We start from the raw sequence: 26,616 nt of genomic DNA on the forward strand, positions 1-26,616 counted from the left end.
AGGGAAAGTCAGTAAAAGACTTTCCCTATCTTCTTTATATGAGGTCCTCATAAAGAGGGTATTTTTTGAGAAGATTTGCTACTCTTTCTTTTGCTTTTTCTTTATAGTTTTCATCCCTTATTACATTGACTATAATGTCCGCTATTTCTACCATATCTTCAGGTTTCATACCTCTTGTTGTAACAGCTGGAGTTCCCAGTCTCACACCAGAAGTTACATTTGGCCCTAATGGGTCAAAAGGTATAGCATTTTTGTTGCAAGTTATGTTTACTTCATCTAATCTTGTTTCTAACTCTTTGCCTGTTATTCCTGTGTTTCTTAAATCCAACAACATCAAGTGGTTATCAGTTCCACCTGACACTAAATTTATTCCTCTTTCCATTAATGCATTTGCTAAAGCTTTTGCATTTTCGACAATTCTTTTTTGATATTCTTTGAATTCATCGGTGAGAGCTTCTTTAAAACAAACGGCTTTTGCTGCTATTATATGCATTAAAGGGCCACCTTGTGTGCCCGGGAAGAGTGCTTTGTCTATTGCTTTTGCGTATTCTTCTTTGCAAAGAATAGCTCCTCCTCTTGGGCCTCTTAAAGTCTTATGGGTGGTAGTCGTAACGACATCTGCATAAGGAACAGGATTAGGATGAAGACCTGCTGCTACAAGACCAGCTATATGAGCCATATCTACCATTAGGTAAGCTCCAACCTTGTCTGCAATTTCTCTAAATCTCTTAAAATCGATTATCCTTGGGTAAGCGCTAGCACCTGCGACAATCAATTTGGGTTTGTGCTTTTTTGCGACTCTTTCTACTTCATCGTAATCTATATATCCTGTATCTTCTCTTACTCCGTAAGATACGAAATTATAGATTTGGCCTGAAAAATTGACTTTGCTTCCATGAGTGAGGTGCCCTCCATGGGCTAAATCCATTCCCAGCACAGTATCTCCTGGCTTTATAAGAGCAAAATAAGCAGCCATGTTTGCCTGTGCTCCTGAATGAGGTTGTACATTTGCGTGTTCAGCACCAAAAAGTTTTTTGAGCCTTTCTCTTGCTAATTCTTCAGCTATATCCACATATTCGCAACCGCCGTAATACCTTTTATTTGGATACCCTTCTGCGTATTTATTAGTAAGAGGGGACCCCATTGCTTCCATTACGGCTCTACTTACAAAATTTTCAGAAGCTATGAGCTCTATTTTATTTCTCTGCCTTATAAGCTCCTTTTCAATTGCGTCTGCGATTTCTGGATCAGTTTTTCTTATTATTTCAATATCCATGACTTTACCCCCTATGTTTCATTATCTACCTCTATTATAAATCTTTTGTATACTATATTCAACAGCACTTCTTTTTGAAGAAAATAACGCCAATTAACAAAAATTTAACATAAACTTAACAAAATTAACGAGATTTTAATTTTAAAACTCACAAATTTGGTTATAATATAAGATGAGCTCCCTTAAAAATACCCCCTATCCCTCAAAAAAATTTTTTATGAGGTCTTGATTTTTTTGAAAAAGGACTGTATAATGTATACTTGGTCAAAACAATGACTCCCCCTTTAACATATGCAAGCCCTTGGAGTATTCCAGGGCTCTTTTTGTTTTTATATTAGAATTTTTTTGATAAGATTTTCAAAATTTCTGTGAGAAATCTTATCAATCTGTTCTTGGGTGTATCCTCTTTTTCTTAGTCCTTCTAAAATTGCGGGGAAATAAGATATGTCCTTTAATCCTTCAGGAGTACTGCTAATCCCGTCAAAGTCAGAACCAAAACCTATATAATCTTCTCCTACTAATTCGCATATATAATCTATATGATTTAAAACATCTTCTAATGTAGCTTGACCTTCATCTCTTAAAAATTGTGGAGCAAAATTTATTCCAATTACACCGCCTTTTTGAGCTATCGCTTTTATTTGCTTATCTGTTAAATTTCTTCTGTGGGAGCATAGGGTTTTAGCATTAGAATGAGAAGCTATAATTGGTTTCTCACTAAGTTCTACTACATCCCAAATTCCTTTTTCATTAAGATGAGATACATCTACAATCATTCCTAAGCGATTCATTTCTTTTACAACTTCTCTGCCAAAGGAAGTAAGCCCCGCTTCTTTAACACTGTCTACTCCGTCCCCTAAATCGTTTCTCAAACTCCAAGTTAAAGTGAGAGCTCTTACCCCTAATTTATAAAACATCCTAAGAAGAGAAATTTCACCTTCTAAAGCTTCGCCACCCTCTATAGAAAGCAATGCTCCAATTTTTTCTTCTTCTTTTGCTTTGTCTATATCTTCTCCTTTTAATATTAATCTAAATTCTTTTGTTTCTTCGATTACTTCATGCATTTTGTCAATCATTTTTAAAGCCATTGTGGCAGCATTTTTTCTCATTTGTTTTGGGTCTACAAATACAGCAAAAACCTGCAGATGGACTTTGCCTTCTTTCATCCTTTGTAAATCCACATGACCTTCTTTTGACCTTTCAGCGAAATCTATTTTTTTGTCCACTAAACGATAAAGAGTATCACAATGAAAATCTACAAACATATCAATCCTTCCCCCTTTTTATTTTTTCTTCATAGTATGATTGTAGCACAACAAAATATTTTTCAAAATTTGATATCATGTAATAATTTGTTCATAAATGTATAGTAAAATAATAGCATGAATGGAGGCAGAGTAACATGATAAATAAACGGACTATTTACTTTTCTTTGTTTATTGCTTTATTAATAGGAATATCATATATAATGAATTGGGGAGTGGCTATTGCAAACTTCACAGAAAAAGGTACACTGCCAACTTTTGATGATCCTGGGCAAAGAATTCTCATTGTAGTTCCTCATCCTGATGATGAGACTTTAGGAATGGCAGGAATTATTCAAAGGGCTGTAGCACTTAAAAGGCCTATTAAAGTAGTAATTGTCACCAGTGGAGAAAGTTACAAAAAAGCTGCAACGGCGTTTTGTGGTAAAACAAACCCTACTCCTCAAGATTTTTATCGCCTTGGACTGGCAAGGCAGCAAGAGAGTATTACAGCTATGAGAGTTTTGGGATTACCGCGAAAAGATTTAGTTTTTTTAGGGTTTGCTGATGGGAGCACCAGATTTTTGTGGAGCCAATATTGGGATAATGATCGTCCAAGAGTGAGTGGCGGAACTCGTGTGGCATATGCTCCTTATGATACGGTATATAAACCGGGAATCCCTTATACAGGTCAAAACTTAGTAGATGAGTTGACAGAAATAATTAAGAACTTTAAACCGACAGATATATACTATCCTTTGGCAGACGACATACATCCCGACCATTGGGCAGTAAGCAATTTTGTTAGATATACCATAACAGCCATGAATATAAATGTGCGAGAGCATATGTTTTTAGTTCACCATCCTCAGTGGCCAGTGCCATGGATGGCAGAGGAAAATAGACCCATGTTACCTCCTGTAGATATGAAAGATAGTAACACAGAATGGCAATCTTTTGATTTAACTCCAAAGGAAGTAGATTTAAAGAGGACTGCTATAAAACAATATAGAACTCAAACAGAAGTTATAAAACCCTTTTTGATGGCTTTTGTAAGAAAAACCGAATTATTTGCTACAAAACCTGTCATAAGTATTCCTGTAGTTGATTCAAAGCCAGATTTACAAACCAGAACTTTGCCCCATACTCTTTTAAAAGTGTACACTGGGGGCATATTAAATGGAAAAATATACAGAAGTGCAGTTTTAACGCGACTAGGAGCTTTTTACTACGATAATAAATTGTATATTGGATTAGAATCGGCAAGACCAATATCTAAAAAAGTAATTTACCATATTGAAATGAGGCTATTTTATAAAGATCAAAATGATATAAAACGTATTGATTTAGGAGTTGTAGATGAAAAATTGTATCAGTATAAAAGGGCGGAAAATTCTTTGACAGATGTCATAGCAGCAAAACCTATAATCCATGGAAATAAAATTTGGGTTGAAGTAAAAATACCACAGGTGAATAATTTAAGATATATATTTATGGGAGCAGATTCTATTTATAAGAATCGTCTTATAGATAAATTACCTTGGAATATGTATGTCATTTCCAAGTAATTTATAATTCCCTATATTGCCCCGTAACTCGCATAAATACTGCTTTTTTGTACTTTAACGTACTAAAACATTCTATAACTTTCTAAAACTTTTGTGGGAAAAGTGTGGGAATAAAACAAAGCCTTTAAAAAGCTGTTTTTCTAAATAAAAAGGTCATTTAGTGTTTCTACTGCGTTAGTTTTTTGTTTAGGTATTACATGAGTATAAATATTTGCTGTGATAGAGATGTTGGAGTGCCCTAATAATTCTGATACTGTTTTGAGTGGTACGCCCCTTTCAAATAGTTTTGTTGCATACGTGTGTCGTATGGCATGAAATTTTCTATAAGGTACTCCTGCTCTATTTAAAATTTTTTTATATGTCTTTAAAAGGTTACTTGCATCTATAGTATTGCCCAATTCTGTTGTAAACACATATCCTTTTTCAACATCATTGAGGTAGACTGAGCCTGCCTTTAATTTTTCTTCCCTTTGCCTATTTCTGTGCTCCTTTAGCATTGGTATAAGTGATGATGGAATTGGAACTGTCCTTATGCTGTTTTTTGTTTTTGGTATTTGTTCAATAGTTTTATATTTTCTATTTCCTTTTTCATCAATAATAGTAACTTGTTTAATCATACGCTGAACCCTTAATTCCTTTTTTTCAAAGTCAATATCTGTCCATTTCAATCCCAACAATTCTCCCTGCCTTAGACCTGTTCCAAAAGCCAGCAAAAACAGTGCCTTCAGACGATGCCCTTTTAATGCTTCTTTAATTTTCTTTATTTCCTCATCAGAAAAAGTTTCAATTTCTGTTTCAATTTTTTCTTCTGGAGTACCGGGTATAACTATTTTCTTCCCTGTGCATGGATTTTTAGCTAAATATCCTTCATCTACTGCATAATTAAAAAACGTCTTCAAAAAATTGTTCAAAGCTTTTATTGTTTTACTGCTTTTCCCTTGCTGATATAGCTTGTTGTAATACCTCTGTATTTGTATCGACTTTATGATACTGATTTTCATTCCATATAGTTCACTATTTTTTATGTAATTTCTATAATGTCCTTCATATTTCACAAACGTAGCAGGCTTTCTTGACATTCTCACTACTTCAAAAAGCCATGTATGCATTAAATCTCCCAAAGTAACATCTTGAAAATCAACATTCAATCCGTTTCTTATTCCGTTTAAATATTCTTCTTTCTTTGCTTCAGCTTCCTTTTTTGTTTTTCCATAAAATTCTTTACGTATTAGCTTTCCATTTTCATCTCTCCCAATAGTAACTGTTACACGGTAATACTCTTTTCCGTTTTTAACATAATTCGTCTTCTTAGCCATAACATCTCCTCCTGCGTAAAATTTTTTTATAAAAACTTTAAAAGTTTATATTTTACAAGTCCTTCACTAACACCCAGAACAGCAGCAATGTGGGATACTGAAAGATACTTTAACTCTTCTATATCACTATCATCAATCAATAATTCCGCAGCAAATATATTTGCTTCTTCTTCATACGTTCCAACTGGGAAAAGTGTATACTCTCTGATGAAAGAAATAGGCTTAGCAGAATGAAGCACGGCATGTCCCAGCTCATGTGCCAGGACGATTTTCTTTTCGTTTTCATCCAGCTCATCATTAACAATAATAAATTTATTCCGCAGGGTTTTTATAAAATAACCTTTTGTATATAGAGAATAGCTTTTGTATACTACATGAATTCCTAAATACTCCGCAAGTTTTTTAGGGTCTCTTGTTTCATGTTCTCGTACAAGGTGCTTCACTTTTTTATAAATTTTTTTAATACACCTATTCTCATACATGTGAAGCACCTCTCTAATCAGCTTTTTTCTTTTTCCTTCCATATTTTTGTTTGTTTATTTCTTTGGCCTTCCAGAAAAGTTCGGATATGTCTTTAAAAAGTTTTTCTTTATCTTCATCTGCAACTTTATCATCCATAAAAAAAGCATTAACATGCTTTACGAAGTCCTCATATTGTGCTAAATCTCGTTTAGTAACTTCATGCTTTTGAGAATAACTTTCGGGTATATGAATATTAGGAATATCTGTTTTGCCAAGAAGATAATCAATAGATACATTTAAAACATCCGCTATTGCTTTAAGCATTTCAGGATCTGGTTTCCTTATACCTTTTTCATATCTATTAACAGTTGCGTCTGTTATATTTAACATTTCCGCTAATTGTTTTTGTGTCAAACCTTTTGCTAACCTTGCTTTCCTAATTCTCTCTCCTAACAACTTTTTATCCCCCTTTTTGTTTTTACCATTTTGGTAATATAATTATACCGCAACGGAAATTTTTTTTAAAGTGAAACTACCAAATCGGAAAATTAAGTATTGACATTTCCAATTCGGTAGTTTATAATATATTTAGGCTACCAGTACGGTAACAAACTACCAATTTGGAGGGTTTACTTATGCAAGTAAATTTAGAAAAAATCAGAGCTTTACGCAAAGCAAAAAGAATGTCACAAAAAGAACTTGCACAAAAAATAGGATATAAAAGCGGAACAGGTTACCATTACATAGAAAGTGGGAAAAGAAATATAAAAGCGGAAACTTTAGCAGAAATAGCAAAAATCTTGGAAGTGCCTATAGAAGAATTATACAACGATAAAGCAAATAAACCGGAAATTGCATAAAGAAAATAGAATATTCAAAATTTACTACCTAAAAGGGGGTATCACAATATGCCTTCAAAGGTAGCAGTAGAAGAGAATATCCTTGAACAGCTACAAGAAACCATAAAAGAAGCAGTTAAGGAAGCCATGAATCCTAAATTAACACTAACAATAGAGGAAGCAGCAAGATACACCGGAATCGGCAGAGATAAATTGCTAGAACTGGCCCACAACCCAGAATCGGGCTTCCCAGCCTTTCGGGTTGGTACAAAGTTTTTAATAAACCGAGAACTGCTCAAAGAATGGCTAAAAAGGGTTGCAGAAGAAAGAAAAGTCCTATAACAAAGCTTTTTGCAAAAGGGCACATAGCCTTATATAGTCTTTTTGTACCCAAAAACAGGAGACAAAAAAGGTTGAAAACACCAGTATTTCCCAAGAAACTAGTATATTTTAAGGGGGAAAACAAGGTGAGTTACCCAGCAATTTTTATAAAAGAAATACAGAAACTACATAGAGAGGGAATGACACAGAAAGAAATTGCCAAAATACTCAACTGCAGCCTTTTTACAGTAAAAAAAGCCATTAAAGAAGATCCGGAATATGAAAAAATAAAACAAAGAAAAAAAGAAAAAAGTCTAGAAAACCATAAATTAGCAAAATTTAAATTCAAAAAAATAGAAAAAGAAAAACAGGAAGAGGAAGAAAGGCTTTGGTGGGGTATGATGGAACAGCAGGAAATCCATGCCCGTATAAGTTCAAAAAAGAGAAAAATAACTAATGCACAGCTAGTAGAATTTTCATTAAGTCAATACATAGAAATAAAAGGAAAACTCAGGTACATAAACCCCTCACAAAAACCTGCTGACCTCCCCAAAACATACGATCCTCATAAAATTATACTGTCACAATTTAAAGAGTACAAAGACAAAATAGAATCAGAAAAATGGACATCAAATACAGAAAAAGAAACACTGTCCAGGGTAGAAAAAGAAAATAAAAAAGAAACGGAGCACTGAAATAAACAGTGCAATTTTTTCTGTCGGGCAGCGGTGTGGTGGGAACACACCGGATACTGCGTGTCGGATAGAGGCGTTACCTCGTGGCTGCCGAGGGTGAACCCAGCCGGCAGGCACGCAGTTGCGCAGCAAAGCAGGTTCAAATCCTGCCTGCCCGTGTAAAGAATTAAGCTCACCTACCGTAGGTAGAAGGAGCAGAGGGGCGGTGACTTCGCCTCTCTAGGCATTGATAGGCGTTAGGGCGCCTTTTGTTTTTTTTTAAAATAAATTGAAATTGGAGTGAGTAAATATGAATAACGGGAAGAAGATGAGTGGGGTATTTTTTGTAGTGACATTTGCTATTTATTGGCTTAACACTATTTCAATTTTATCTTTGGCAAATGTAAAAAATGAACTAATAAATTATCACATATATATTGCACCAGAAAATAATTTGCAAAGCTATATAGGATGGTCAGCGTTTCTTCTTTTTACAAATATTTTATTAACAGCCTATGCAATAAGCAAAGAAAGCGAAAATGTGTTAACTAAAATTTTTTGGTATATATTACCTACTATTGTCATACTAAGTATTGCTATTTGAACAATTTAAAAACTTTTAATATAACGCCGAAAATAGATGCCAAATTAATTATAACAATAGATAACCAAAAAACAACTTTATGTATGGAAATTTCTTTATTGGTTAAGTATGTAAAGGTTATGCAGATATTAATAAACCAGGATATGATTAGTAAAATAACGGAAAATATATAATTTATACTCTGAGGTAGATTAGTTAGAAAGGTACTGTTATATTTTTCAGTTGTGAAAAAATAGAAGCTTTGCGGTAGATATATTTGGTTATAATGTTTAAGTAATATAATAAATAAAACAAACCATATAAAAGATACAAAAAAAATCACTAAATCCAACTATCTGCTTTAAGAAGAATTTTTTAGTAGTATTTAACAGTACCACCATTATAACCACTAAAGACGATATTGCTATTAAATTAAAAATATAAAAATATGCTTTTAGTAAAGAAAAATATACTGCGTAAATAATAGCAATCATTATTATAATAAAAGCAATGGGATTGTTAGATAGGTCTACAAAAAACGAATCTATTGCTTTTAAAACTTCTTCAGCTATACTTGTGAATATATTATTTTTAGATAATTTGCTAGTTTGTGTAATATTGTGAACGACATTAGTTGATGTGTGTTTTTTACTTTTTTGAGATAAAAAACTTATGATTGTAATTAGCGAAGAAATTATCGATAATAAATTGCCTAAAAGAGTAACAATATACATTGTATATTCACCTGCACTTGAATAAGATTTTCTAACATAATAATCGTTAATTTTTAATATTTATTTTAGTTAACATAGACGCTACTACTAACCTGGTCCCTGCAATTCTATTTTTTCAATAATTTCACTTAGGTAGAGATAACTTATCTACAGTATTACCTGCCTGCATCAAAGCAGACACTGATAGGCGTTAGGACGCTTTTTATTTTTCTTAGCAAACCTGTTGTAAAGTCTAAGAATAGAAAGGATGTGAGTATAATGACAAGTAACATTTCTATAACAACAGCAAGCATATTTAACAATCTGATACATGCCATAACATATTTTTCAATTCTTTTTGCTGAGTTTATTATAATAGCAGGGAGTTTTGTTATAGTTATAATTATTATCTTAGGTCTTCCGTCCATAACAGACAAAGAAAAAGAACTTGAAAATTTATCTGAAAAAGAAAAAGAAGTTGTAATTGAAAAAGTTAAGACTAGATGGGCTTTTTCAGTTTTTTTTGGAGCAATACTATCTAATGCCTTATTCTTATACACAAAAAACCTATTATGCTGCACGCTGACTAGCATAGCAATAAGCGCCTTGACTTTTTTGTGCTGGTTATACATGAACTTTAAGGATTATAAAAAAATACATTTTTTATTAAGTAGAGTTTTTATTAAGGAATAATTGTAAATAAAAATATTTTGTTACTCATGTTAAGGCAAGAAAAAAGATTTTATAAAGTAAGGTATATACCCTACCAAAAACATAACAACAGAAATAGGTATAAAAACCCATGTAAAAAGAAAAGACATTTTAAATGTAATTATGTTGAAAAATTCTTTTATCAAGTCAACATAATTATTGTTTAATAACAAAATATATCCAAAACCAATCCAAGCACAACTGTATGCAAAAGTAAGCTTATCTACTGCAATTGTGATATATGAATCTTTTATAAGGTCATCCCAACATTCTTTGTATGTATTATAATGGTTAAATCTGTTAACATAATAAAATAGGGCTTTTAAAGATACTACCAAAACATAAAAAAGCAGAAAAACAGTTTCAATATTACCATATGTAAAAAACGCTAATGTAAGAAATTTTATGAACAATACTATCGTTTTTTTGTACTCCTTAAATTGATTTAAAAATAGAAAAAATATATTAGGATAAAAATACTTAAAAGTAAATGATATTATCAGAATTGTGAAAAACCTATATGTTGTTTTGTAAGAATTTCTTGAAATATTTTTGAATAAGGAAAAAATGGCAGATAATAACGTATCCATAATTCACTCTCCTTTACAAAAAAGTTACAAAATATTTCTCTATAAATACTATCGGATGGAGTTGATTAAAATGTTAGGGCGCACACACATGGCAGTAGCACTTGCAGCAACAGCTCTCCTCACAAAAGATCCTTCACAGCTGCCGATTAATTTAGCTGTTGCTGCTGCAAGCTCACTTTTACCTGACATAGATACACCGGGTAGCATGTTGAGACACAAGTTAAACAAATATACAGGAGCATTAACTTTCCCTGCACTGATAGCTGCAGGGTATTTTTTATTTAAATACAAATACTTTTTACTGCTAAGTCTAATATTGTACTTAACCTATATAGGGCTTGCTTTTATAGGCCCTCACAGAGGTTTTACACACTCTCTTGCAGGCTTTTTATTTTTTACATTTATTTTATTTATGTCAGATAGGACTATTCTACCGCCTGCACTAATAGGTTATACTACACACCTTGCAACAGATCTGTTCACTCCATCAGGTATTCCTGTGCTTTATCCCTATAACAAAAGTTTTAAAATACCTCTGGTACGTACAGGTTCAATACTAGACATTTTAATTGGACTTGCGTTCGGCCTTATGTTTATAGCTGTACTTTTTCAAAAGTTCATATAAGACTTTTCAGGGGCGTAACAAAACGTCCCTTTTTTATTGAGGGAGGGCGCACTGCACGGGCTGTTCGTCCCCCTTGGGCCTGTGTATTCGTCCTTCTGCGGGTCAAAAAATTCCCCCTAGCCTTTATTTGTTTTTGCAGCCAGCTGGCTGCCTTTTTTGTTTTTTAAGGGCCTTCTTACGCACTACATAACTTTTCTCCCTTAAGAAGGAACTATGACTTTATGAGGCATCAAATTAACCCTCCGAAACGTCATTTTGTCCCTTCGAAGGGACAAAATGTTAACTCTCCGAAACGTCAAATTGTCTTTTCATGTTAGACGTTGTTTTTTTTAGTCAATTTTAAGTTTTTGCTGAAAAATTTTTAAGTTTAGGAGGTTATTTTATGGAAAATATAAGAAATAATAACTATATTAACCCGGAAGTAAAGAAAATGATGGAATTAAATTTTGAAGGGAATATTATTCCTGCACAGTGGTATAAAAAAATAACCTATCCGTCCGGAAAACCAAATCTCAATGCAATTATTATTTTATCAGAAATTGTTTATTGGTACAGACCCAAAATTGAGAGAAACCCTTATACAGGAGAAGTTATTGGATACAAACAAAAATTTAATGGCGACAAACTTCAGCGTTCGTATCAAAGTTTTGCAGATCAATTTGGCTTAACCAAAAGACAAGTTCAAGAAGCAATAAAATATCTTCAAAAACTAGGTCTTATTAAAGTAGAATTTCGCAATTTGAAGACGGACAAGGGATTAACTTTAACAAATATAATGTTTATTGAACCGGTAACTGAGAAAATAAAAGAAATCACATATAGCGACTTGAATCCGGTTACAGAAACTACGGAAACTACGAAAAAAGAAGACAATGAATTATATTTTTCTCAACCAAAAAATATTCAGCAAGGTCATACTCAAACCTCCCACATTAGAATGGGGGACCTCCCACATTCTAATGTAATACCTCCTACATCTGTGATACCTCCTACATTTGAATGTAGGACCTCCCACATTAAAACGGGGGACCTCCCACATTCTAATGTAGGAGGTCCTACATCTGAACGGGGGACGTATACAGAGATTACTACAGAGAATACTACAAAGATTACAACAGAGATTATTACAAACAATACCCCACCTGACGGTGGGGTAAATTCCCAGCCTTCGGCTGGTGCTGCTGCTGAAATAAATAAACAATATCAAAAAATCACTGGAAGAGATAAACTGTCCTTTTTTGCTACTCTTTTAAAGAAATATCCTGAAGAGAGAATAACAAATGCTGTAGCTTATTTAGAAAAAGCAGCACTGCAGGAAGAAATTATCAATCCTGAAGGTTTTCTTGTTTCTACACTGAAAAATAACTGGGACATGCAGTCTTTTAACTGCAAGACGCAAAAAGAATTTACTCCGCCCAGAAACTACTTTAACAGCTATACTCAGAGAAGTTACAACGTGGAAGAACTGGAAAAGAAGCTGCTTGAGTACAGCTACAGGAAAGGCAGAGAAGAAAGAAATTTACCTGGTGTTGTAGATAAAAGCATAGAAGAACTGGAAAGAAGACTGCTCGGATACCCTTGATATGCTGCAATAGTAAGTGATAAACATTTTCCCTTCAGAGATGGCCTGGTGAATTTAAGTGAGAAAGGAGTGCTGCTGAAATGCAGGAAGTGCATAAAATTGCTCTTTCGAGGTCTCCAAAGGAGTGGGACAGGCTTGCAAAAAGCACATCTGACCTGGACAGAGCTTTTTATTACAATGCTTTGAAAAGGCTTGCAGAAGCTCTGCAGAAGGGGAATAAAAGCGAAATAGAGACATGGACTTTTAATGCAGAGGAGTTAAAAAAACACCTCGAAACAAAGGGCTTATTTACGCTTTAAGCACAGCGAAAAGTATATTTAAATATTGACACAGTTAATTAATAGGTGTATAATTAAGCTGAGGAGTGATAAAAATGAGTGAAGTGCAGGAATTAACAAAAACAAAAGAAAAACCAATGTGGTATGTGATTTTCACGTACCACAATGCTGAGAAAAGAGTAAAAGAGCATATTAACAGTCTAGCTAAAACAGAAAAATATAACGGATTAATTATAAAGGCGGAAGTCCCAACGCAGAAAAAGACTGTCTCCAGAAAAGGCAAAATAAAGCAAATCGAAGAAAAAATATTTCCCGGATATGTATTTGTCAAGGCAGTTATGACTGATGAGGTTATGGCAGCGTTAAGGAGAGTGAACGGCGTAGCACACTTTGTCGGTGGAGGGAATATGCCAGAGCCTATAACTCCGGCGGAAACAAAAAGGGCAGGGCTGACAGACAGTGCAAATGACGAATTCAAAGCGGGTGATACTGTAACAATCATAGACGGGCCTTTTGAAAACTTTATTGGAGAAATCATAGAAGTTAACAGTAGTAATATAAAAGTTTGCCTAAAAATGTTCGGCAGGGACTTAGGAATAGATTTTTCACCTGAGCAGATCATGAAGATACAATAACTGCGGGAAGTGGTTGCATGAATACAAACCTGGAAGAAATAAAAAACTGCACAATTGAAAAAATTATTTTTTCCTCTGAGGATGGCTATACGGTTGCAGCCGTCCGAACAGAGGACAACAACTTTGTTGCAACCTTCCAGGGCAGTTACAAACAGGGCCAGAAGCTGGATTTGATAGGAGAATGGTACGTCCACTCAAAATACGGCAGGCAGTTTAAAGTTGTGTTCGCAGAAATGTCCAGAGAAGTTGAAGAAAGCGACATAGAAATTTTCCTGCAGAACATAAAAGGGATAGGCCCGGTAAGGGCAAGAAAAATAGTTGCAGCATTTGGAAGGGACGCTTTGCAGGTTATTGAAGAAAACCCCGAAAGGCTCAGAGAAATTGGAATACCACAGAGTGTAGTTGATTCAGTAAGTGCAGAAATTACACAGAATAAAGAATTCAACGAAATAAAGCTTGAGCTTCTGCCTCTGGGTTTTTCACTTAACATGATAAAAAAACTTTATGACCGTTACGGCAGTAATACACTGGTTCAGGTAAAAGCAAACCCTTACAAAATCGCAGAAGAAGTCGATGGGATAGGCTTTATCAAAGCCGATGAAATAGCAGTAAAATTTGGAATAGAGAAAGATAACACGTACAGGATTCAGTCAGGCTTAAAATATACGCTGTACCTTGCAGAAACAGAAGGACACTTATACCTGCCGATTACAACACTATGCAAAGCAGCTTCGGAGAAGATTTTAAAAGTAGGGTACACAAAAGTTTTAGATCAAGCTCTATATCTAACAGCTGTACAGGAACTTTATGACGATAAAGGGAAAGTGTACCTGCCCAAAAACTTTTACAGTGAAAAGTACATTGCTGAGAAAATTGTTAAGATGCTCAATGAAGAGCCCTGGAGAATAAGCAGTATTGATGAGCTTATCAAAGAAGCAGGGGCTGCAAAAAATATCAGGTACAGTCCAAAACAGAAAGAAGCCATAAAAAAGGCGGTAGAAAACAACATATCCATCATAACAGGAGGCCCCGGTACGGGAAAGACGACGATTGTCAGCGCTCTTCTGTATATTTTTCAAAAACAAGATAAGCTTGTGGCTTTAGCATCTCCTACAGGCAAGGCAGCAAAAAGGCTGGAAGAAGTAACAGGCTACCCAGCTAAAACAATTCATAGATTGCTAGAAGCAAGATTTGATAAAGAATTTAGAAGCGTGAGATTTTTCAGAAATGAGCTTAATCCTCTTGATGAAGATGTTGTCATAGTAGACGAATTCTCAATGGTTGACAATGAACTTGCTGCAAGCCTGTTAAAAGCCTTGAGAGAAGATGCCAAGCTCATCATAATAGGAGACATGGATCAGCTTCCATCAGTAGGCGCAGGAAACGTCTTAAGAGACTTAATTGAGTCAGGTGTAATACCTGTAACAAAACTTGATGTTATTTTCAGGCAGGAAGAAACGTCAGGAATAATCATCAATTCAAAACTCATAAAAGAAGGCAAAATGGTGCGCTTCAATAACAAAGATTTTATCTTCCATGAACTTGTAAGTCCGGAACAGGTTGTAGAAGAGTTTGTAAAAGAACTTGAAAAAGGCAAAACACTTGATGACGTTCAGATTTTAACACCAATGAAAAAGACGGATATAGGCACTCTGGAATTGAACAGGCTGATACAGGAACGAATAAATCCGCCGCATCCTCAAAAAGAAGAAATAACATATGGCAGCAAAATATTTAGAGTCGGGGACAAAGTCATGCAGACTCAAAACAACTACGAAAAAGAAATTTTTAATGGAGACACGGGCTATGTAAAAAGGGCTTATAGAGACGAAGAGGGTCTAAGGCATGTTGTAATAGATTTTGACGGGCGAATAGTCGATCTGGTAGAAGAGGAGCTAAAAGAAATTATTCCTGCTTATGCGATTACGATACATAAATCTCAGGGCAGTGAGTATGATACGGTAATCGTAGTAATTGCAATGAATCACTACATCATGCTGAAGAGAAACCTTCTGTACACTGCTGTTACAAGAGCAAGAAACATAGTAAAAATCTTTGGAGACATGCAGGCCCTTAAAATAGCAATAAATACAATTGACAGCTCAAAAAGGTACACGGCCTTGAAGGAGAGGCTTAAAGAACAAAAAGAACAAATGGAAAGGGGGATTTTATATGCTCTGGAGATATAATCCAAATACAAAAATTGAACTTCAAAGGAAATATCCTGTAACATCCAGCGACTTCCCCCTTTCTGACATTGTCAAAGCTATCTTAACCAGCAAAAGAGTTGCTATATTTGGAGATTATGATGTTGATGGAATTGCCTCTTCACTTATACTCAAAAATGCTTTGGATGTTTTAGGAATCCAGAACAAGATATTTTTGCCGGAAAGAAAAGAAGGATACGGCATAAAACCTCTTCATTTAAAGCGTATAAAGGAAGAGGGTTTTGAAACAGTTGTTACTGTAGATAATGGCATAACTGCTGTTGATGCAGCAAAAGCAGCTAAAGAGCTGGGCATTAAACTAATCATAACAGACCATCACGAACCACAGTACCCTCTTCCCGATGCGTACAAAATTTTTAATCCCAAGCTTTACAAGGACAAATATCAGGACTATGCAGGAGCAGGAGTGGCATATCTAGTGGCAAGAGAACTTTTAAGGCAGAGAAATCTTTCAGTAACTCCTGCAATGATACAGCTTGCAGGCCTTGCAACTGTCGCCGACGTCGTTCCTCTGGACGGAAACAACTGGTATCTTGCAAGAAAAGGCCTTGAGCTTATGAGAAAGCAGCCCATAAAAGGCATAAAAGAAATCCTGAGAGTTGCAGGAAGAAACCATGAAAATCTTACAGGTTTCGACATAGGATGGATTATAGCTCCCAGAATCAATGCTACAGGACGTTTGAAAAGCCCGCAGATGGGCTTAGAACTTCTTCTCAATGGCACAAATGCTGAGGAAGTTGAAGAGCTGAACAGAAAGCGTTTAGAGCTTGTAAATCAGTATTTAAGCCGTATAGAAGACAGTGAAAACAAATTTTTAATATATGCCTTTAAAAACTGCCCCAGAGGTATAATGGGACTTATTGCAGGACGGGCTGCCGAGAAGTTTCAGAAACCTGTAATGGTAAGCAGTATAGACGAAAACGGAAAAGCAGTATCTTCAGTAAGAACTTACGGAGATTTTGATTTAATGGAAGCTTTTAAGTACGTATCTGAACATGTAGATATAACTTTTGGAGGACATAAATCAGCAGCAGGTGTTTCATACAGCATTAGAGATTTAAAAACAATCCGGAACTTATTAAATAAATACACGGAAGAAAATCCTCCCAAAGAAGAAATAAGGGACCTGGACGGTGTTTTAACAAAAGTCCCGGATTTGGAAGAAGTTAAAGCTTTTGACAGCTTTGAACCCTTCGGCTACAAAAATCCGGAACCTGCTTTTCTGTTAAAAGGAACGGTTACAGACGTAAGAATAGATCAGGACTGGCAGCTAGTAATTGTCAACGAAGAATTTGGATTCTTTTTAGATGGTACTTACAGAAAAGGCGATGAAGTAAAATTCGTTGTAAGCCCGTATATAAAAAACGGTTATGTGAAGCTGTGGGTACTTGATGCAAAGCCCACTATTTTGAAAGAATAAACAAAAAAAGGTTTAAGAAAGGATGTAAATACATGCAGAAAGGCGGTGCATTGGAAGAATTCATAGAAAACCTTGCTGTGCAGTTAAGGCTGTCCGGTCAGGGAGTCCTTTTGAAGCAGAACGTTTTATGGATTAATTATGGAGGCAAAGTTTTCCCCAAAAAAGGTGCTCCGGTAGATTTTCTGGGCGTTGTAAAAGGCATTCCTGTTGCACTGGAGTGTAAGGAAACCACTTCAGATAGAATACAGCTTACCGAATCCCATTTCTCTGAAAAAGAAAAGACCTTTCTTAAAGACTTTGAAAAAGCCGGTGGGAAGGCTTTTTTAATTTTTGCTTTCTGGAAATACAATGCTGTTTATCTTGTTAGATATAAAAAATTTTTATTATTTAATAAAAAAAGCATAACAAACGAGGAGGCCGGAAAGTTTGGTGAAAAAATTGATTTAAACTCTAAAAATTTTTATTCTAAGATTTTAAGAGTGTGAAAAATACGAGCATTGAAATTTTTCCAACCAAAGAATCTTTTGAAACTTAAAAAATAAAACAAAGGAGTTGAATAAAAGTGATTCTGGGGGCCATCCTTTTAATATTTTCCCTAATTATAGCATTTAGTGACAAGGACTGGGATGGTACTTTTTCAATGGCTTTGGCAACAGTAGGTCTCCTTGTAATGTTTTTCATGCCTCTTGCTGGTATAAACGAATCAGATGCGTACGTTTATCAAGAAAAAGTAATTTCACAAGAACCTATTTATAGTTTAGAAACAACCACTGCAGTAAATGGAGGTTTTATATTAGGAATCGGAGAAATTGGGTCATCTGCAAAATATTACTTTTATGTAAAAGATGAATACGGCGGATTGAGGCTGAGAAGCATTTACAGTGATAACTGCACAATCATAGAAACATCAGAAGTGCAACCTTCTATAAAAACAGTACAAAAGATACCATCATTCAAAAGTACGCTGGATACAATTATGTTTTGGCCGAATTTGAGAGTCCAGTTTTTTCCTGAGCAGTACTACATTTTATATGTTCCACCTGATACTGTTAAAAAAGTCTACTCAGGAAATTTTAATCATTAATAAAAAATGTTTAAAATTTTGTCTTAAAAATTTCAAAAAATAAAAGGAGAATTTTTATGGAAGACATAGTAAGAGAATTAAGTATAAGTAAGCTGGAAAATTGTTTGTTTTACCTTAATGAGGCTCTAATACAGCTGGAAATTGGAATCAAATTGTTAAAAGATGATATAGATGATGAGAATTTGTGTTATTTATCGCACATCGGTGATGATTTAAGAGAGAAAGATAAGACAATCAAGGAAATACTTCATTTTCTTAAAGGAAGGAGATATTAAAACATAGATAAAAGTAAACCCTTTTTTAATAGAGCCTGGGACAGGACTTTTTATAGGTCTAATATTTTTTTTTAATTATGCTCCTTAATTTTCTTTTGAAGGGAGAAGAAAAATGAGAAAAAGTGCATTATATATAGCTCTGTTGCTAACATATTTTGCTATACAGTTTGGTACCAAAACTTACTATTCAGAACACATACCCCACAGACTGGTTCTTGTTTTAATTTATGTCTGGGTAGTTATTGCTGCTTGGGCATTTTATTTTTTTATAATCAACCAGAAAGGACAATGACAGTTATTGCAAAACGTTTTGTGGAGGTGCTAGGATGTGAGTGTTCCTGTGATGGAAAAAAGTAAAGAAATTGAACTTTTTGAGAGATTAAAAAGGGGAGAGAAAAAGGCAAAAGATGAAATAGTTGAAAGAAATAGGGGCCTTGTTATAAGCATTGCTGTTAATTTTTCAAAAACTTACGGAGTAGAATTAGATGACTTAATACAGGAAGGATTTATAGGATTGCTTACAGCAATAGAAAAATTTGATTACACAAAAGGTTATAAATTTTCCACTTATGCAGTTCCTTACATAAGACAGAAAATCCAGCGCTATATATGGGAACGTTCAAAGATAATACATTTTCCTATAAAAACTTATCAAAAGCTTAATCAAATATTATCTGCTCAATTAAGACTTGAACAGATTAGGGGCGAAGTGCCTTTGGAGGAAATTGTTAAAGAAACAGGAATAAAAATAGAAGAAGTCGTAAGTCTTTTAAACTTAAAAAATTCTGGAGTGAGTTTAAATCAGCAGTTAAATGAAGATTATAACACGGAGCTGTTGGACATTATTTCAGATGAACAAATCGAAAATGAAATTGATAGAAGTTACTCATTAAAAGAATTAAGAAAAATCTTAAAAGAATGTTTAAAAGCTTTGCCCGATAGAGAGCGTAGTGTTCTAGAAATGCGGTACGGATTGAATGGAGAGCCTATGACACTAAAAGAAGCAGCAAAAAAATTAAATATTTCCAAACAACGTGTAGGACAAATTGAAAAAAGAGCGCTACAAAGATTGAGAGATAACAAAAAAGTTAAAAATGCCTTGCTGGACTTTTTACATAAATAAAATTCAAAAAAAGGAGATGATAAAGATGATAAATACATACCAGTTTGCAGCAGGACTTGGAACGGGCCTTTTTATTGGTTTAATATTTGGAATAGGTTTTATGTGGTATTTCAACTATTGCAGTAATTTTAAAGAAAAACAAAACTGAGTTTTAAACAGGCTAAATGCCTGTATTTTTTTTGTTTTAGGGGGTGGTTTTATGCCACATAATGTACAGCCTGTAACTCCAGAACAATTTGCGCAGAAAACTGCACAAGCGCTTACAACACTCACTCAGGTCATTGGCAGCATCATCATGCCTCTTGCGGGATTTATTTTCACTGTATCCATCATAATGTTTATTCTCGGCAGTCTTTTTCACACATCAACCTTGAGGCGTACAGGTGCAGGTGGAATGATAGGTGTTGCGATTGGGGTAATTCTCTACTATGCAATTCCAACAATACTGGGAGTATTACAGGTAGTAAGTCAGGCTTTTAAGTAAAAATTTAATTTTTGAGGAAGGGGTTGTATATGAAAGATAAAATCAAAAAAATGCTTCTTTATACTGTGTCTCTTTTGTATGTTTTTACTGGCAGAGTTTATGCAGGCCCTGATGTAACTCCGGTAGACACAAGCGGGGTAAAAAGCTTTATCTGGAACATTGTCAATGCTCTTATGGACGTTGCAGTAGTTGTCGCAGTAGGCTTTATCGCATGGAACGGCTACAAAATCATGGCAAGTTCCACAAACCCTGCGAAACGTTCAGATGCCATGACAGGGTTATTGTGGTCTATCCTTGGAGCTATTGTTGCTCTTGGGGCGAAGTGGTTTGTGGGGATTGCACTTGGATTTAAACCGCAATAAACTGTATGTTTTTAATACAAAGGGCTGTTTTTTATGGCAGCCCTGTTTTTTTATAAAAGAAAAATGAAAATATTACAATTCTTATGAAAAGAGAGCAGGATAGTTGAAATAAATTTTAAAAAATGATATCATATATAGTATCAAAACGAATAAAACACTGCTTTATTGATAATACTTATATGTAGGAGGCTTTTGATGTCACAGACCAGGAAGCTATTTCAAAAAATAAAGGAAAACCCAAAAAACGTTAGGTTTGAAGATATTAATAAGCTTTTGGGATATTATGGATTTGTGATAAGAGAACCACGAAGTGGTTCCAGTCATGTAACTTATTATCATCCTAAATTAGCAGAAATATTAACTATTCCAAAACACAGGCCCCACATTAAGCCTGTTTATATAAAGCGAGCTTTAAGGTTAATTGAAATGCTTGAAAAAAGGGGGGAAGAATAGTGACGAACAAATTAGATTATAAAGTAGAAATTATAAAGATTTCAGAAGAAGATGGAGGAGGATATTTGGCTTTTGTTCCCAAATTGCCAGGATGTATGAGTGATGGAGAAACTCCTGAGGAGGCTTTAAAGAATGTACAGGATGCTATTAAGTGCTGGATTGAGACAGCGAAAGAAAAAGGAAGACCAATTCCATTGCCTGAAGAATATAGAGAGGAAAATGAATACAGTGGGAAAATCCTTTTAAGAATTCCCAAAAGCATGCATAAGATGCTTCATGAAATGGCTCAAGAAGAAGGAGTTAGTTTAAATAATTTAATTCAAAACTTGCTCTCTTTTGCTGTTGGATATAAAAAGAGTAGTAGAGAATCTTTCAGAAGTTTTACATCCCTCTTGGTGGGTAAAACTGCAGAAGTGAATATGAATAAACTAAATAGAAGCATATGGAATCCAGTTCCACTGAAAAGATTAGGTTTTATTGAAAAAGGACAACAATACACATTAAAAATGTAGTTAAAAATATATTTTTATCTTTAAACATATTATAGTTATGAGGTGATTGTATGGCAAAAAAGAAAGAAAAAGATATTATTGAAAATATTGTAAATACAAATATTAGGCTTAATAAAGTTAACGCTGAAAAATTCCCAGATGTTTCAGCAGATACTGATATAAATGTTAGAACAAAAGAAATTTTTAAATATGAAATTGTTTCTGTTGAAAATAATATTGCTGTAATAAAATTGATAAGTCAAATAGGATTTGATCCGCAGATTTTTTTTAATATTGAACTTGAGTTGATTGGTGAGTTCTATTTTAAAGAAGCAATTACTAAAGAAAAAGTTGAAAAAAATATAAAAAGTATCTTAAACTTTATGGCAAATAGAGTAAGTTTTATTGTAAGTTTTATTACCAGAGAAATATTAGATCAGCCGTATATTATTCCTCCAATAGTTGAAAAAGTTTCTAATGAATGACTTTTAAAAACCGTAAAATTACTCAGGTGAGGGCTATCGTTTATGATAGTCCTTATTTTTTTAGGGGTGATTCAAATGAGAGTATATCCTATACCACTAGACTTAATGAAAGAAGATAAAATATTTGGCGGAAAGTTTTCTCTTAGGCAGTTTATCATTCTTCTTATTGGGATAGGACTGGGAATTGCAGCTTTTATATGGGCTTATAAATACTTCAATATCAGAATTGCAGCAATCCCAGGGGTTTTATTTCTGTTATTGGGACTCTGGGGTGCAAACTTTGATAGAGATGGAATGGCACTGGACAGGTATATTGCCTATGCTGTCCAGTTCTATCTGCAGGAAAAAGAATACGCATGGAAAGGGAGTGTTGAAATTGAGGAAAACAACAGAATTTCTAGATATAGAAGATATAAGAGAAGGAGTAATAATTCTGAAAGGAAGTAGATACAGGGCTCTTATTACCGCTGACCCTATAAACTTTGCACTTCTTACGCCTGCTGAACAGAATGCTTTGGAAGATGCATTCGCTTCTTTGCTTTTAGGAATAACTTTCCCTATACAGATACTTTCTTTAACACAGAGGGTTAACTTAAGAGATTCTATTGAGGCTTTCAGGGCAAACAGGAACAGAATTCCAAGAACAATGCTGGAATATGAACAGCATCTGGAAAAGTTTTTATCATATCATGCAGAAAACACAATGATAAACAGAAATTACATCGTGATAACCTATGATGACACAGAAAATAACTACGCAAAAGCAAGAGGAGAAATGTCCAGAAGAATTCAGTTGGTTATGGAGGGTTTAATAAAATGTGGTTTGAATCCACGCCTTCTTGATACCAATGAGCTAATTGACCTAATACATGAAATGCTGAATCCATCTACCAGAATTTACGCATCTACTCTGATTGAAAACGGCGCATTAAGCTTCATGAAGGAGGGGATAGAACTTGAAGTTCAGCCTGTTCAATAGAAACGGTAAGCTTAAAGAGAACAAAAAACAAAAACTAGCAAAGAAAGTAAAAGAAAATGACTTTCACGATCCTTTTAATCATGTATCTGACATAAAGCAGATAATATCTCCCGACGGGATATATATAGATAGAAATTATATGCAAATTAATGATAAATACGTTAGAGTGTATTATTTTACTGACTATCCTGCTTCCGTGGGGATTGGCTGGCTTGACAGCCTGAAACTTTTCTCAAATGCAAACATATCCGTTCATATTTATCCTGAAAACAGCGGGGCAGCGATAAAAAAATTGACACACAAAATTGTACAGCTCCAGTCCCAGCTTATGCTTGATGAAGAAGAAGGGAACATTGCAGAGCTGGGAATACTTCAAAGGGCATCTGAAAGCCTTGAAACACTGCGTGAAAATATACAGATGAACAGAGATAAGCTTTTTTATGTAACAATTGTAATAGCAATATACGCAGACAGCCTGCAGGAGCTTGAAAGGAATTCAAGGACTCTCGAAGAAGTTTTAGCGGGCAAATCGATAAAAGCAAGAAACGCAATGTTCAGGCAGGAACAGGGTTTTAAAACACTGCTCCCTCTAGCCGAAAACTATTTGGCCGATGCATCTCGAAATTTCAATGTAGGAGCAGCTATTTCTCTTTTCCCGTTTGCATCACCGGAGTACTCCCACAAGCAGGGTATTCCTATCGGGATAAACCTTTTTACAGGCTCTCCAGTTGTGTTTGATCCGTTTATAGGGCCTCCGATACTGCCCAATGCAAATATAGCTGTATTTGCACAGTCAGGCGCAGGAAAATCTTTTATGATGAAGTTAATCGCTCTGAGAAGCGCCCTTTTAGGAGTCAGAACGGTCTTTATAGATCCTGATGGAGAATACAAAAACGTTGTTAACAGAGTAGGAGGCGTTCATATAAAACTGGAGCCCAACTGCAAGTACGTTATAAATCCCTTCGATATAGAAGCCGATGTTGATGATGAAGGTATAGAGTTTATAGATCTTCTGCAGAAAGCAAATGAGATAAAGGGACTTGTGAGCATGATAATAGAAAAAATCAGCAAAACTCCTATTACTGCCTATGAACTTTCACTAATAGAAGAATCAGTACTGGAAGAGTACAGATCCTGTGGAATAACAAGAAACCCGGAAAGCCTGTACGAACAGAGCTCGCAGGAAGTGGACGGGAAATATTATATAGGACTTCGTCCAAAACAGATGCCGACACTTTCATCTTTTACGGAAAGGCTCAGCAAAAAGCCTGGAGGAGAAAAACTTGCACAAATTTTAAAGCCCTATTTAAGAGGCGGTACAATGGGACTGTTCGACGGGCAGTCCAATGTTGATTTAAAAGATGCTTTATTAATTTCTTTTGACGTTTCGGGAATTGTGGATGAATTTCTAAAAACATATGCTCTTTATGTGGTAACAAACTGGGTATGGGAGAAGTTTGTAAAGAAAAATATAAAGCAGAAAAAGTTTGTCATAGTTGATGAGGCATGGATGTTCATGAAATATGAGCATACTGCAAATTTTTTAGAAAACCTCGCAAGAAGGGCAAGAAAGAGAAATACGTCTCTTACAATTGCTTCACAGAGCTTTATAGAATTTGCAAATTCCCCTCAGGGAAAAGCCGTTTTAACAAACGCAGCAACAGTTTTTCTTTTAAGGCAGTCCCCAACAGACATAGATGCAGTACAGGAAGTATTTCATCTCTCAAAAGGAGAGAGGGAATTCCTTTTGTCTTCAGGCATAGGTGAGGCTTTGCTGAAAGCAGGCAGAAATTCTACAGTTGTAAGGGTGGTGGCATCCGAATATGAAAGAGAATTTATTACAACAAATCCTAACGAACAGACGTAAAATTTTTGTTTTGATTTTCCTGTTTGTACTGCTGTTTCCTACTTTTGTATATGCAGATACATTTATAGAAAGAGTGCTTGCCTGGCCTATAGATGGCCTTGTAAATGGAATAAGGACACTTGGCTTTAAAACAATAGATGAGCTTGTTTTTAACCTGCCAAATACAGAAACTGCTCCATTTACAAAAGATGAGTGGGATATAGCAATGAAATGGTATAACACTATAGAAATTGCAACAGGTGGCCTTGCAGTAATAGCAATGATAATCAATGGGTTCAGGCTCATGTCAGCAGGTTCAAACCCTTCAAAGAGAGCGGATGCAATGCAGAAGATGTGGCTTGTTGTTTTAGCCTATGCCATAATATGGTTTCTACCAACATATTCAAAACTTATATTCATGGCCAATGCCTACCTGACGGAAGTTTTCAAAAACCTTATGCAGGTATACGCAGGAGGAAAATTCATTCAGGGCGGATGGAACTTTATTGATGCCATACAGACAAATAATATTCTTACGACAGCTTTAGTAAAACTAGCCTTTGTAGGATTGATGGTGTATTTTAATTTTCTTTACACAATACGAAAATTTGTACTTATTGCTATGCTGGTAGTTGTGCCAATTGTGGTGTGGAGCTGGAGCATCACGGGCTACAGCAGGGGAATAGGACTTGTGGCCGGTGAAATAGTATCAAATGCTTTTATGCAGTCTTCACACGCACTTGTCCTATCTCTGTACGCCGTGCTTGTTTCCCCCGGTGTTTCTTCAGATTTTTCTGACTGGTGGGCGCAGCTCTTTGGGCTGATTGCCCTTATCCCAACATCAAAGGTTTTAAGAGAAGTGTTCATGGGGTTTCTGAAATTCCTGGGAGTAAACGAAGAATTTTATGCTGGTCTTGCTATGGCAGGTTTTTCCGGCTTGGCAGCCATTGCCGGACTTGCAGGACGTGGCTGGAATAGATCAAGAGGTACTGTTACACAAAGAGTACTAGACTGGAAGAAAGATAGAAAGCAGGATACTGGTGGGAGTACCGGAGACAGCAGCGGAGGCGGTGGAAATGGTGGAAGTGGTCCTTACGGTGGCGAAGAAGTAGAAAGTGAGCCTCTATTTACAAAGGAGAAGTATGATTCATATACACCATCTTCTGAGGGAGTACCTGGGCTTTATGCCTCAACAGCGCCCTATCCTTCTGAGCCGGTTCTTGCAGGGAATGAAACAGGTTTTAACAGCATACGGCGCCAGACTCCTCCCCTTCCTCCCGGAAGAGATAAGCCCGGTGAAAGGTATCAAAAGGCTCTAGGCACCGCTGAAAAAGCAAGAAATGTATTAGGAGGAGCTTTAGGAACTGTCGGTGCAGTTGCAGGCGGTGCTATGGGACTTGCACTTGGAGAATCAGCAATGAAAGATTTGGGAACAATTGGTGCAGGAATAGGCAGGGCTGTAGGTGCAGCAGGTGGCAGTTTTCTTGGCACAGTAGGAGGGCTGGGATACCAGACAGCGAGTTACAAATACGCAACAGATGATCCAACCAGGCTGTATGTTGATGAAAAAGGAAACGGCCTAATAAAGGGAGTAAAACTTGAAGATGGAAGTATGAAATACTACATGCCTGATGATGAAGGTTATGCAGATATTCAGCCTACTGCAACATTCAGGACAGAGATAGAAGCTCAGGAGCACGGCTACACTCCATATAAAAAAGCAGATCTTGGAGACAAGATAAAAAACATAACAGGTACCGAACACGCTTTTGACGGTACAGGCAAAATAATAGGTACAACTATACTTTCTCCTTTTGGCACAAAAGCATCAGAAATAGGAGAAAAAGCAGGGGAAATAGTAGCAAGAGGCATGAGGACAGGAATTCAAAAAGGCTATGAATGGATAAAAAACGTATCAGAAGACCCTGATAAGTTTAGATGGAAGTAGCAGAGAAAGGTATTTCTTCTC

General features: G+C 35.4%; 32 protein-coding genes. 26 read left to right on the forward strand and 6 right to left on the reverse strand.

Translation table 11 applies throughout. The features are described 5' to 3' along the window. Positions 1–34: 34 nt before the first annotated feature. Positions 35–1,276, reverse strand: a complete 1,242-nt coding sequence (gene glyA, locus I4N53_RS03685; RefSeq protein WP_003866547.1) for a serine hydroxymethyltransferase — start codon at positions 1,274–1,276, stop codon at positions 35–37. A 329-nt stretch (positions 1,277–1,605) separates the two neighbouring features. Then, positions 1,606–2,541 (reverse strand): dipeptidase, encoded by a 936-nt coding sequence (locus I4N53_RS03690; RefSeq protein WP_214495607.1) that lies wholly within the window; start codon positions 2,539–2,541, stop codon positions 1,606–1,608. Positions 2,542–2,678: 137 nt separating this feature from the next. Between I4N53_RS03690 and I4N53_RS03695 the strand changes: the two genes are divergently transcribed. Beyond that, a complete protein-coding gene (locus tag I4N53_RS03695) occupies positions 2,679–4,088 on the forward strand; it encodes a PIG-L deacetylase family protein (protein WP_214495608.1) in 1,410 nt (469 codons plus the stop codon). A gap of 140 nt (positions 4,089–4,228) precedes the next feature. On the opposite strand, the gene I4N53_RS03700 is transcribed toward I4N53_RS03695, so the two are convergent. From I4N53_RS03700 to I4N53_RS03710, 3 genes are read right to left on the reverse strand one after another with little or no spacing between them, the layout of a single operon-like run. Next, a complete protein-coding gene (locus I4N53_RS03700) occupies positions 4,229–5,404 on the reverse strand; it encodes a site-specific integrase (protein WP_011026230.1) in 1,176 nt (391 codons plus the stop codon). A gap of 26 nt (positions 5,405–5,430) precedes the next feature. Further along, positions 5,431–5,886 (reverse strand): ImmA/IrrE family metallo-endopeptidase, encoded by a 456-nt coding sequence (locus tag I4N53_RS03705; protein WP_132039313.1) that lies wholly within the window; start codon positions 5,884–5,886, stop codon positions 5,431–5,433. Between the two features lie 13 nt (positions 5,887–5,899). Next, a complete protein-coding gene (locus I4N53_RS03710) occupies positions 5,900–6,322 on the reverse strand; it encodes a helix-turn-helix domain-containing protein (protein ID WP_132039311.1) in 423 nt (140 codons plus the stop codon). 179 nt (positions 6,323–6,501) lie between these two features. On the opposite strand from I4N53_RS03710, the gene I4N53_RS03715 reads away from it, so the two are divergent. The 5 genes from I4N53_RS03715 to I4N53_RS03735 all read left to right on the forward strand — a co-directional run bounded on the left by I4N53_RS03715 (position 6,502) and on the right by I4N53_RS03735 (position 9,689). After that, complete coding sequence (locus tag I4N53_RS03715) at positions 6,502–6,726, forward strand: helix-turn-helix domain-containing protein (protein WP_132039309.1); 225 nt, start codon at positions 6,502–6,504, stop codon at positions 6,724–6,726. A gap of 48 nt (positions 6,727–6,774) precedes the next feature. Then, a complete protein-coding gene (locus tag I4N53_RS03720; RefSeq protein ID WP_132039308.1) occupies positions 6,775–7,047 on the forward strand; it encodes an excisionase in 273 nt (90 codons plus the stop codon). A gap of 125 nt (positions 7,048–7,172) precedes the next feature. Further along, positions 7,173–7,721 carry a helix-turn-helix domain-containing protein gene (locus tag I4N53_RS03725; RefSeq protein WP_214495609.1) on the forward strand — a complete coding sequence of 183 codons (549 nt, stop codon included), beginning with the start codon at positions 7,173–7,175 and terminating at the stop codon, positions 7,719–7,721. A gap of 289 nt (positions 7,722–8,010) precedes the next feature. Then, positions 8,011–8,304 carry a hypothetical protein gene (locus tag I4N53_RS03730; protein WP_011026224.1) on the forward strand — a complete coding sequence of 98 codons (294 nt, stop codon included), beginning with the start codon at positions 8,011–8,013 and terminating at the stop codon, positions 8,302–8,304. A 971-nt stretch (positions 8,305–9,275) separates the two neighbouring features. Continuing rightward, on the forward strand, positions 9,276–9,689 hold the full coding sequence (locus I4N53_RS03735) for a hypothetical protein (protein ID WP_214495610.1): 414 nt from the start codon (positions 9,276–9,278) through the stop codon (positions 9,687–9,689). A 29-nt stretch (positions 9,690–9,718) separates the two neighbouring features. On the opposite strand, the gene I4N53_RS03740 is transcribed toward I4N53_RS03735, so the two are convergent. Further along, entirely contained in the window at positions 9,719–10,297 is a 579-nt protein-coding gene (locus I4N53_RS03740) for a hypothetical protein (RefSeq protein ID WP_011026221.1), read from the reverse strand. A 70-nt stretch (positions 10,298–10,367) separates the two neighbouring features. On the opposite strand from I4N53_RS03740, the gene I4N53_RS03745 reads away from it, so the two are divergent. From I4N53_RS03745 to I4N53_RS03835, 20 genes are all read left to right on the forward strand, one after another. Beyond that, complete coding sequence (locus I4N53_RS03745) at positions 10,368–10,922, forward strand: metal-dependent hydrolase (protein WP_011026220.1); 555 nt, start codon at positions 10,368–10,370, stop codon at positions 10,920–10,922. Positions 10,923–11,304: 382 nt separating this feature from the next. Continuing rightward, positions 11,305–12,504, forward strand: a complete 1,200-nt coding sequence (locus I4N53_RS03750; protein WP_214495669.1) for a hypothetical protein — start codon at positions 11,305–11,307, stop codon at positions 12,502–12,504. An 80-nt stretch (positions 12,505–12,584) separates the two neighbouring features. Next, entirely contained in the window at positions 12,585–12,803 is a 219-nt protein-coding gene (locus I4N53_RS03755; RefSeq protein ID WP_214495611.1) for a hypothetical protein, read from the forward strand. A 74-nt stretch (positions 12,804–12,877) separates the two neighbouring features. Next, complete coding sequence (locus tag I4N53_RS03760; RefSeq protein WP_214495612.1) at positions 12,878–13,417, forward strand: transcription termination/antitermination protein NusG; 540 nt, start codon at positions 12,878–12,880, stop codon at positions 13,415–13,417. Between the two features lie 17 nt (positions 13,418–13,434). Then, positions 13,435–15,606: an ATP-dependent RecD-like DNA helicase gene (locus I4N53_RS03765; RefSeq protein WP_214495613.1), complete on the forward strand. Its 2,172-nt coding sequence runs from the start codon at positions 13,435–13,437 to the stop codon at positions 15,604–15,606. Next, entirely contained in the window at positions 15,590–17,065 is a 1,476-nt protein-coding gene (locus I4N53_RS03770) for a DHH family phosphoesterase (protein ID WP_214495614.1), read from the forward strand. Before I4N53_RS03765 ends, I4N53_RS03770 begins: the two co-directional genes overlap by 17 nt. Positions 17,066–17,115: 50 nt before the next feature. Further along, on the forward strand, positions 17,116–17,550 hold the full coding sequence (locus I4N53_RS03775) for a Holliday junction resolvase RecU (RefSeq protein WP_214495615.1): 435 nt from the start codon (positions 17,116–17,118) through the stop codon (positions 17,548–17,550). A 77-nt stretch (positions 17,551–17,627) separates the two neighbouring features. Then, positions 17,628–18,149, forward strand: a complete 522-nt coding sequence (locus tag I4N53_RS03780) for a hypothetical protein (protein WP_214495616.1) — start codon at positions 17,628–17,630, stop codon at positions 18,147–18,149. Positions 18,150–18,205: 56 nt separating this feature from the next. Next, a complete protein-coding gene (locus I4N53_RS03785; protein WP_132040662.1) occupies positions 18,206–18,424 on the forward strand; it encodes a hypothetical protein in 219 nt (72 codons plus the stop codon). 328 nt (positions 18,425–18,752) lie between these two features. Beyond that, entirely contained in the window at positions 18,753–19,547 is a 795-nt protein-coding gene (locus tag I4N53_RS03790; protein ID WP_214495617.1) for a sigma-70 family RNA polymerase sigma factor, read from the forward strand. Between the two features lie 25 nt (positions 19,548–19,572). After that, positions 19,573–19,695, forward strand: coding sequence for a hypothetical protein (locus I4N53_RS12300; protein WP_255549682.1), 123 nt, complete (start codon positions 19,573–19,575; stop codon positions 19,693–19,695). Between the two features lie 51 nt (positions 19,696–19,746). Then, positions 19,747–20,031: a hypothetical protein gene (locus tag I4N53_RS03795; protein WP_214495618.1), complete on the forward strand. Its 285-nt coding sequence runs from the start codon at positions 19,747–19,749 to the stop codon at positions 20,029–20,031. Between the two features lie 29 nt (positions 20,032–20,060). Continuing rightward, complete coding sequence (locus I4N53_RS03800; protein WP_255549683.1) at positions 20,061–20,393, forward strand: pilin; 333 nt, start codon at positions 20,061–20,063, stop codon at positions 20,391–20,393. A 195-nt stretch (positions 20,394–20,588) separates the two neighbouring features. Further along, positions 20,589–20,846: a type II toxin-antitoxin system HicA family toxin gene (locus I4N53_RS03805; RefSeq protein WP_214495619.1), complete on the forward strand. Its 258-nt coding sequence runs from the start codon at positions 20,589–20,591 to the stop codon at positions 20,844–20,846. Next, positions 20,846–21,358: a type II toxin-antitoxin system HicB family antitoxin gene (locus tag I4N53_RS03810; protein ID WP_214495620.1), complete on the forward strand. Its 513-nt coding sequence runs from the start codon at positions 20,846–20,848 to the stop codon at positions 21,356–21,358. Before I4N53_RS03805 ends, I4N53_RS03810 begins: the two co-directional genes overlap by 1 nt. A gap of 50 nt (positions 21,359–21,408) precedes the next feature. Further along, complete coding sequence (locus tag I4N53_RS03815) at positions 21,409–21,822, forward strand: hypothetical protein (RefSeq protein WP_214495621.1); 414 nt, start codon at positions 21,409–21,411, stop codon at positions 21,820–21,822. A gap of 75 nt (positions 21,823–21,897) precedes the next feature. Next, entirely contained in the window at positions 21,898–22,269 is a 372-nt protein-coding gene (locus I4N53_RS03820) for a PrgI family protein (protein ID WP_214495622.1), read from the forward strand. Beyond that, positions 22,199–22,801, forward strand: a complete 603-nt coding sequence (locus tag I4N53_RS03825) for a hypothetical protein (protein WP_214495623.1) — start codon at positions 22,199–22,201, stop codon at positions 22,799–22,801. Before I4N53_RS03820 ends, I4N53_RS03825 begins: the two co-directional genes overlap by 71 nt. Next, on the forward strand, positions 22,779–24,668 hold the full coding sequence (locus tag I4N53_RS03830; protein WP_255549684.1) for a VirB4 family type IV secretion system protein: 1,890 nt from the start codon (positions 22,779–22,781) through the stop codon (positions 24,666–24,668). The genes I4N53_RS03825 and I4N53_RS03830 overlap by 23 nt, the downstream gene beginning before the upstream one ends. Further along, the gene (locus I4N53_RS03835) at positions 24,625–26,595 is read left to right on the forward strand and encodes a hypothetical protein (RefSeq protein WP_214495624.1); all 1,971 of its coding nucleotides are present in this window, start codon (positions 24,625–24,627) and stop codon (positions 26,593–26,595) included. Before I4N53_RS03830 ends, I4N53_RS03835 begins: the two co-directional genes overlap by 44 nt. Positions 26,596–26,616: the final 21 nt, after the last annotated feature.

Source organism: Thermoanaerobacter sp. CM-CNRG TB177 (genome assembly GCF_018588165.1).
GTDB lineage: Bacteria > Bacillota > Thermoanaerobacteria > Thermoanaerobacterales > Thermoanaerobacteraceae > Thermoanaerobacter > Thermoanaerobacter thermocopriae.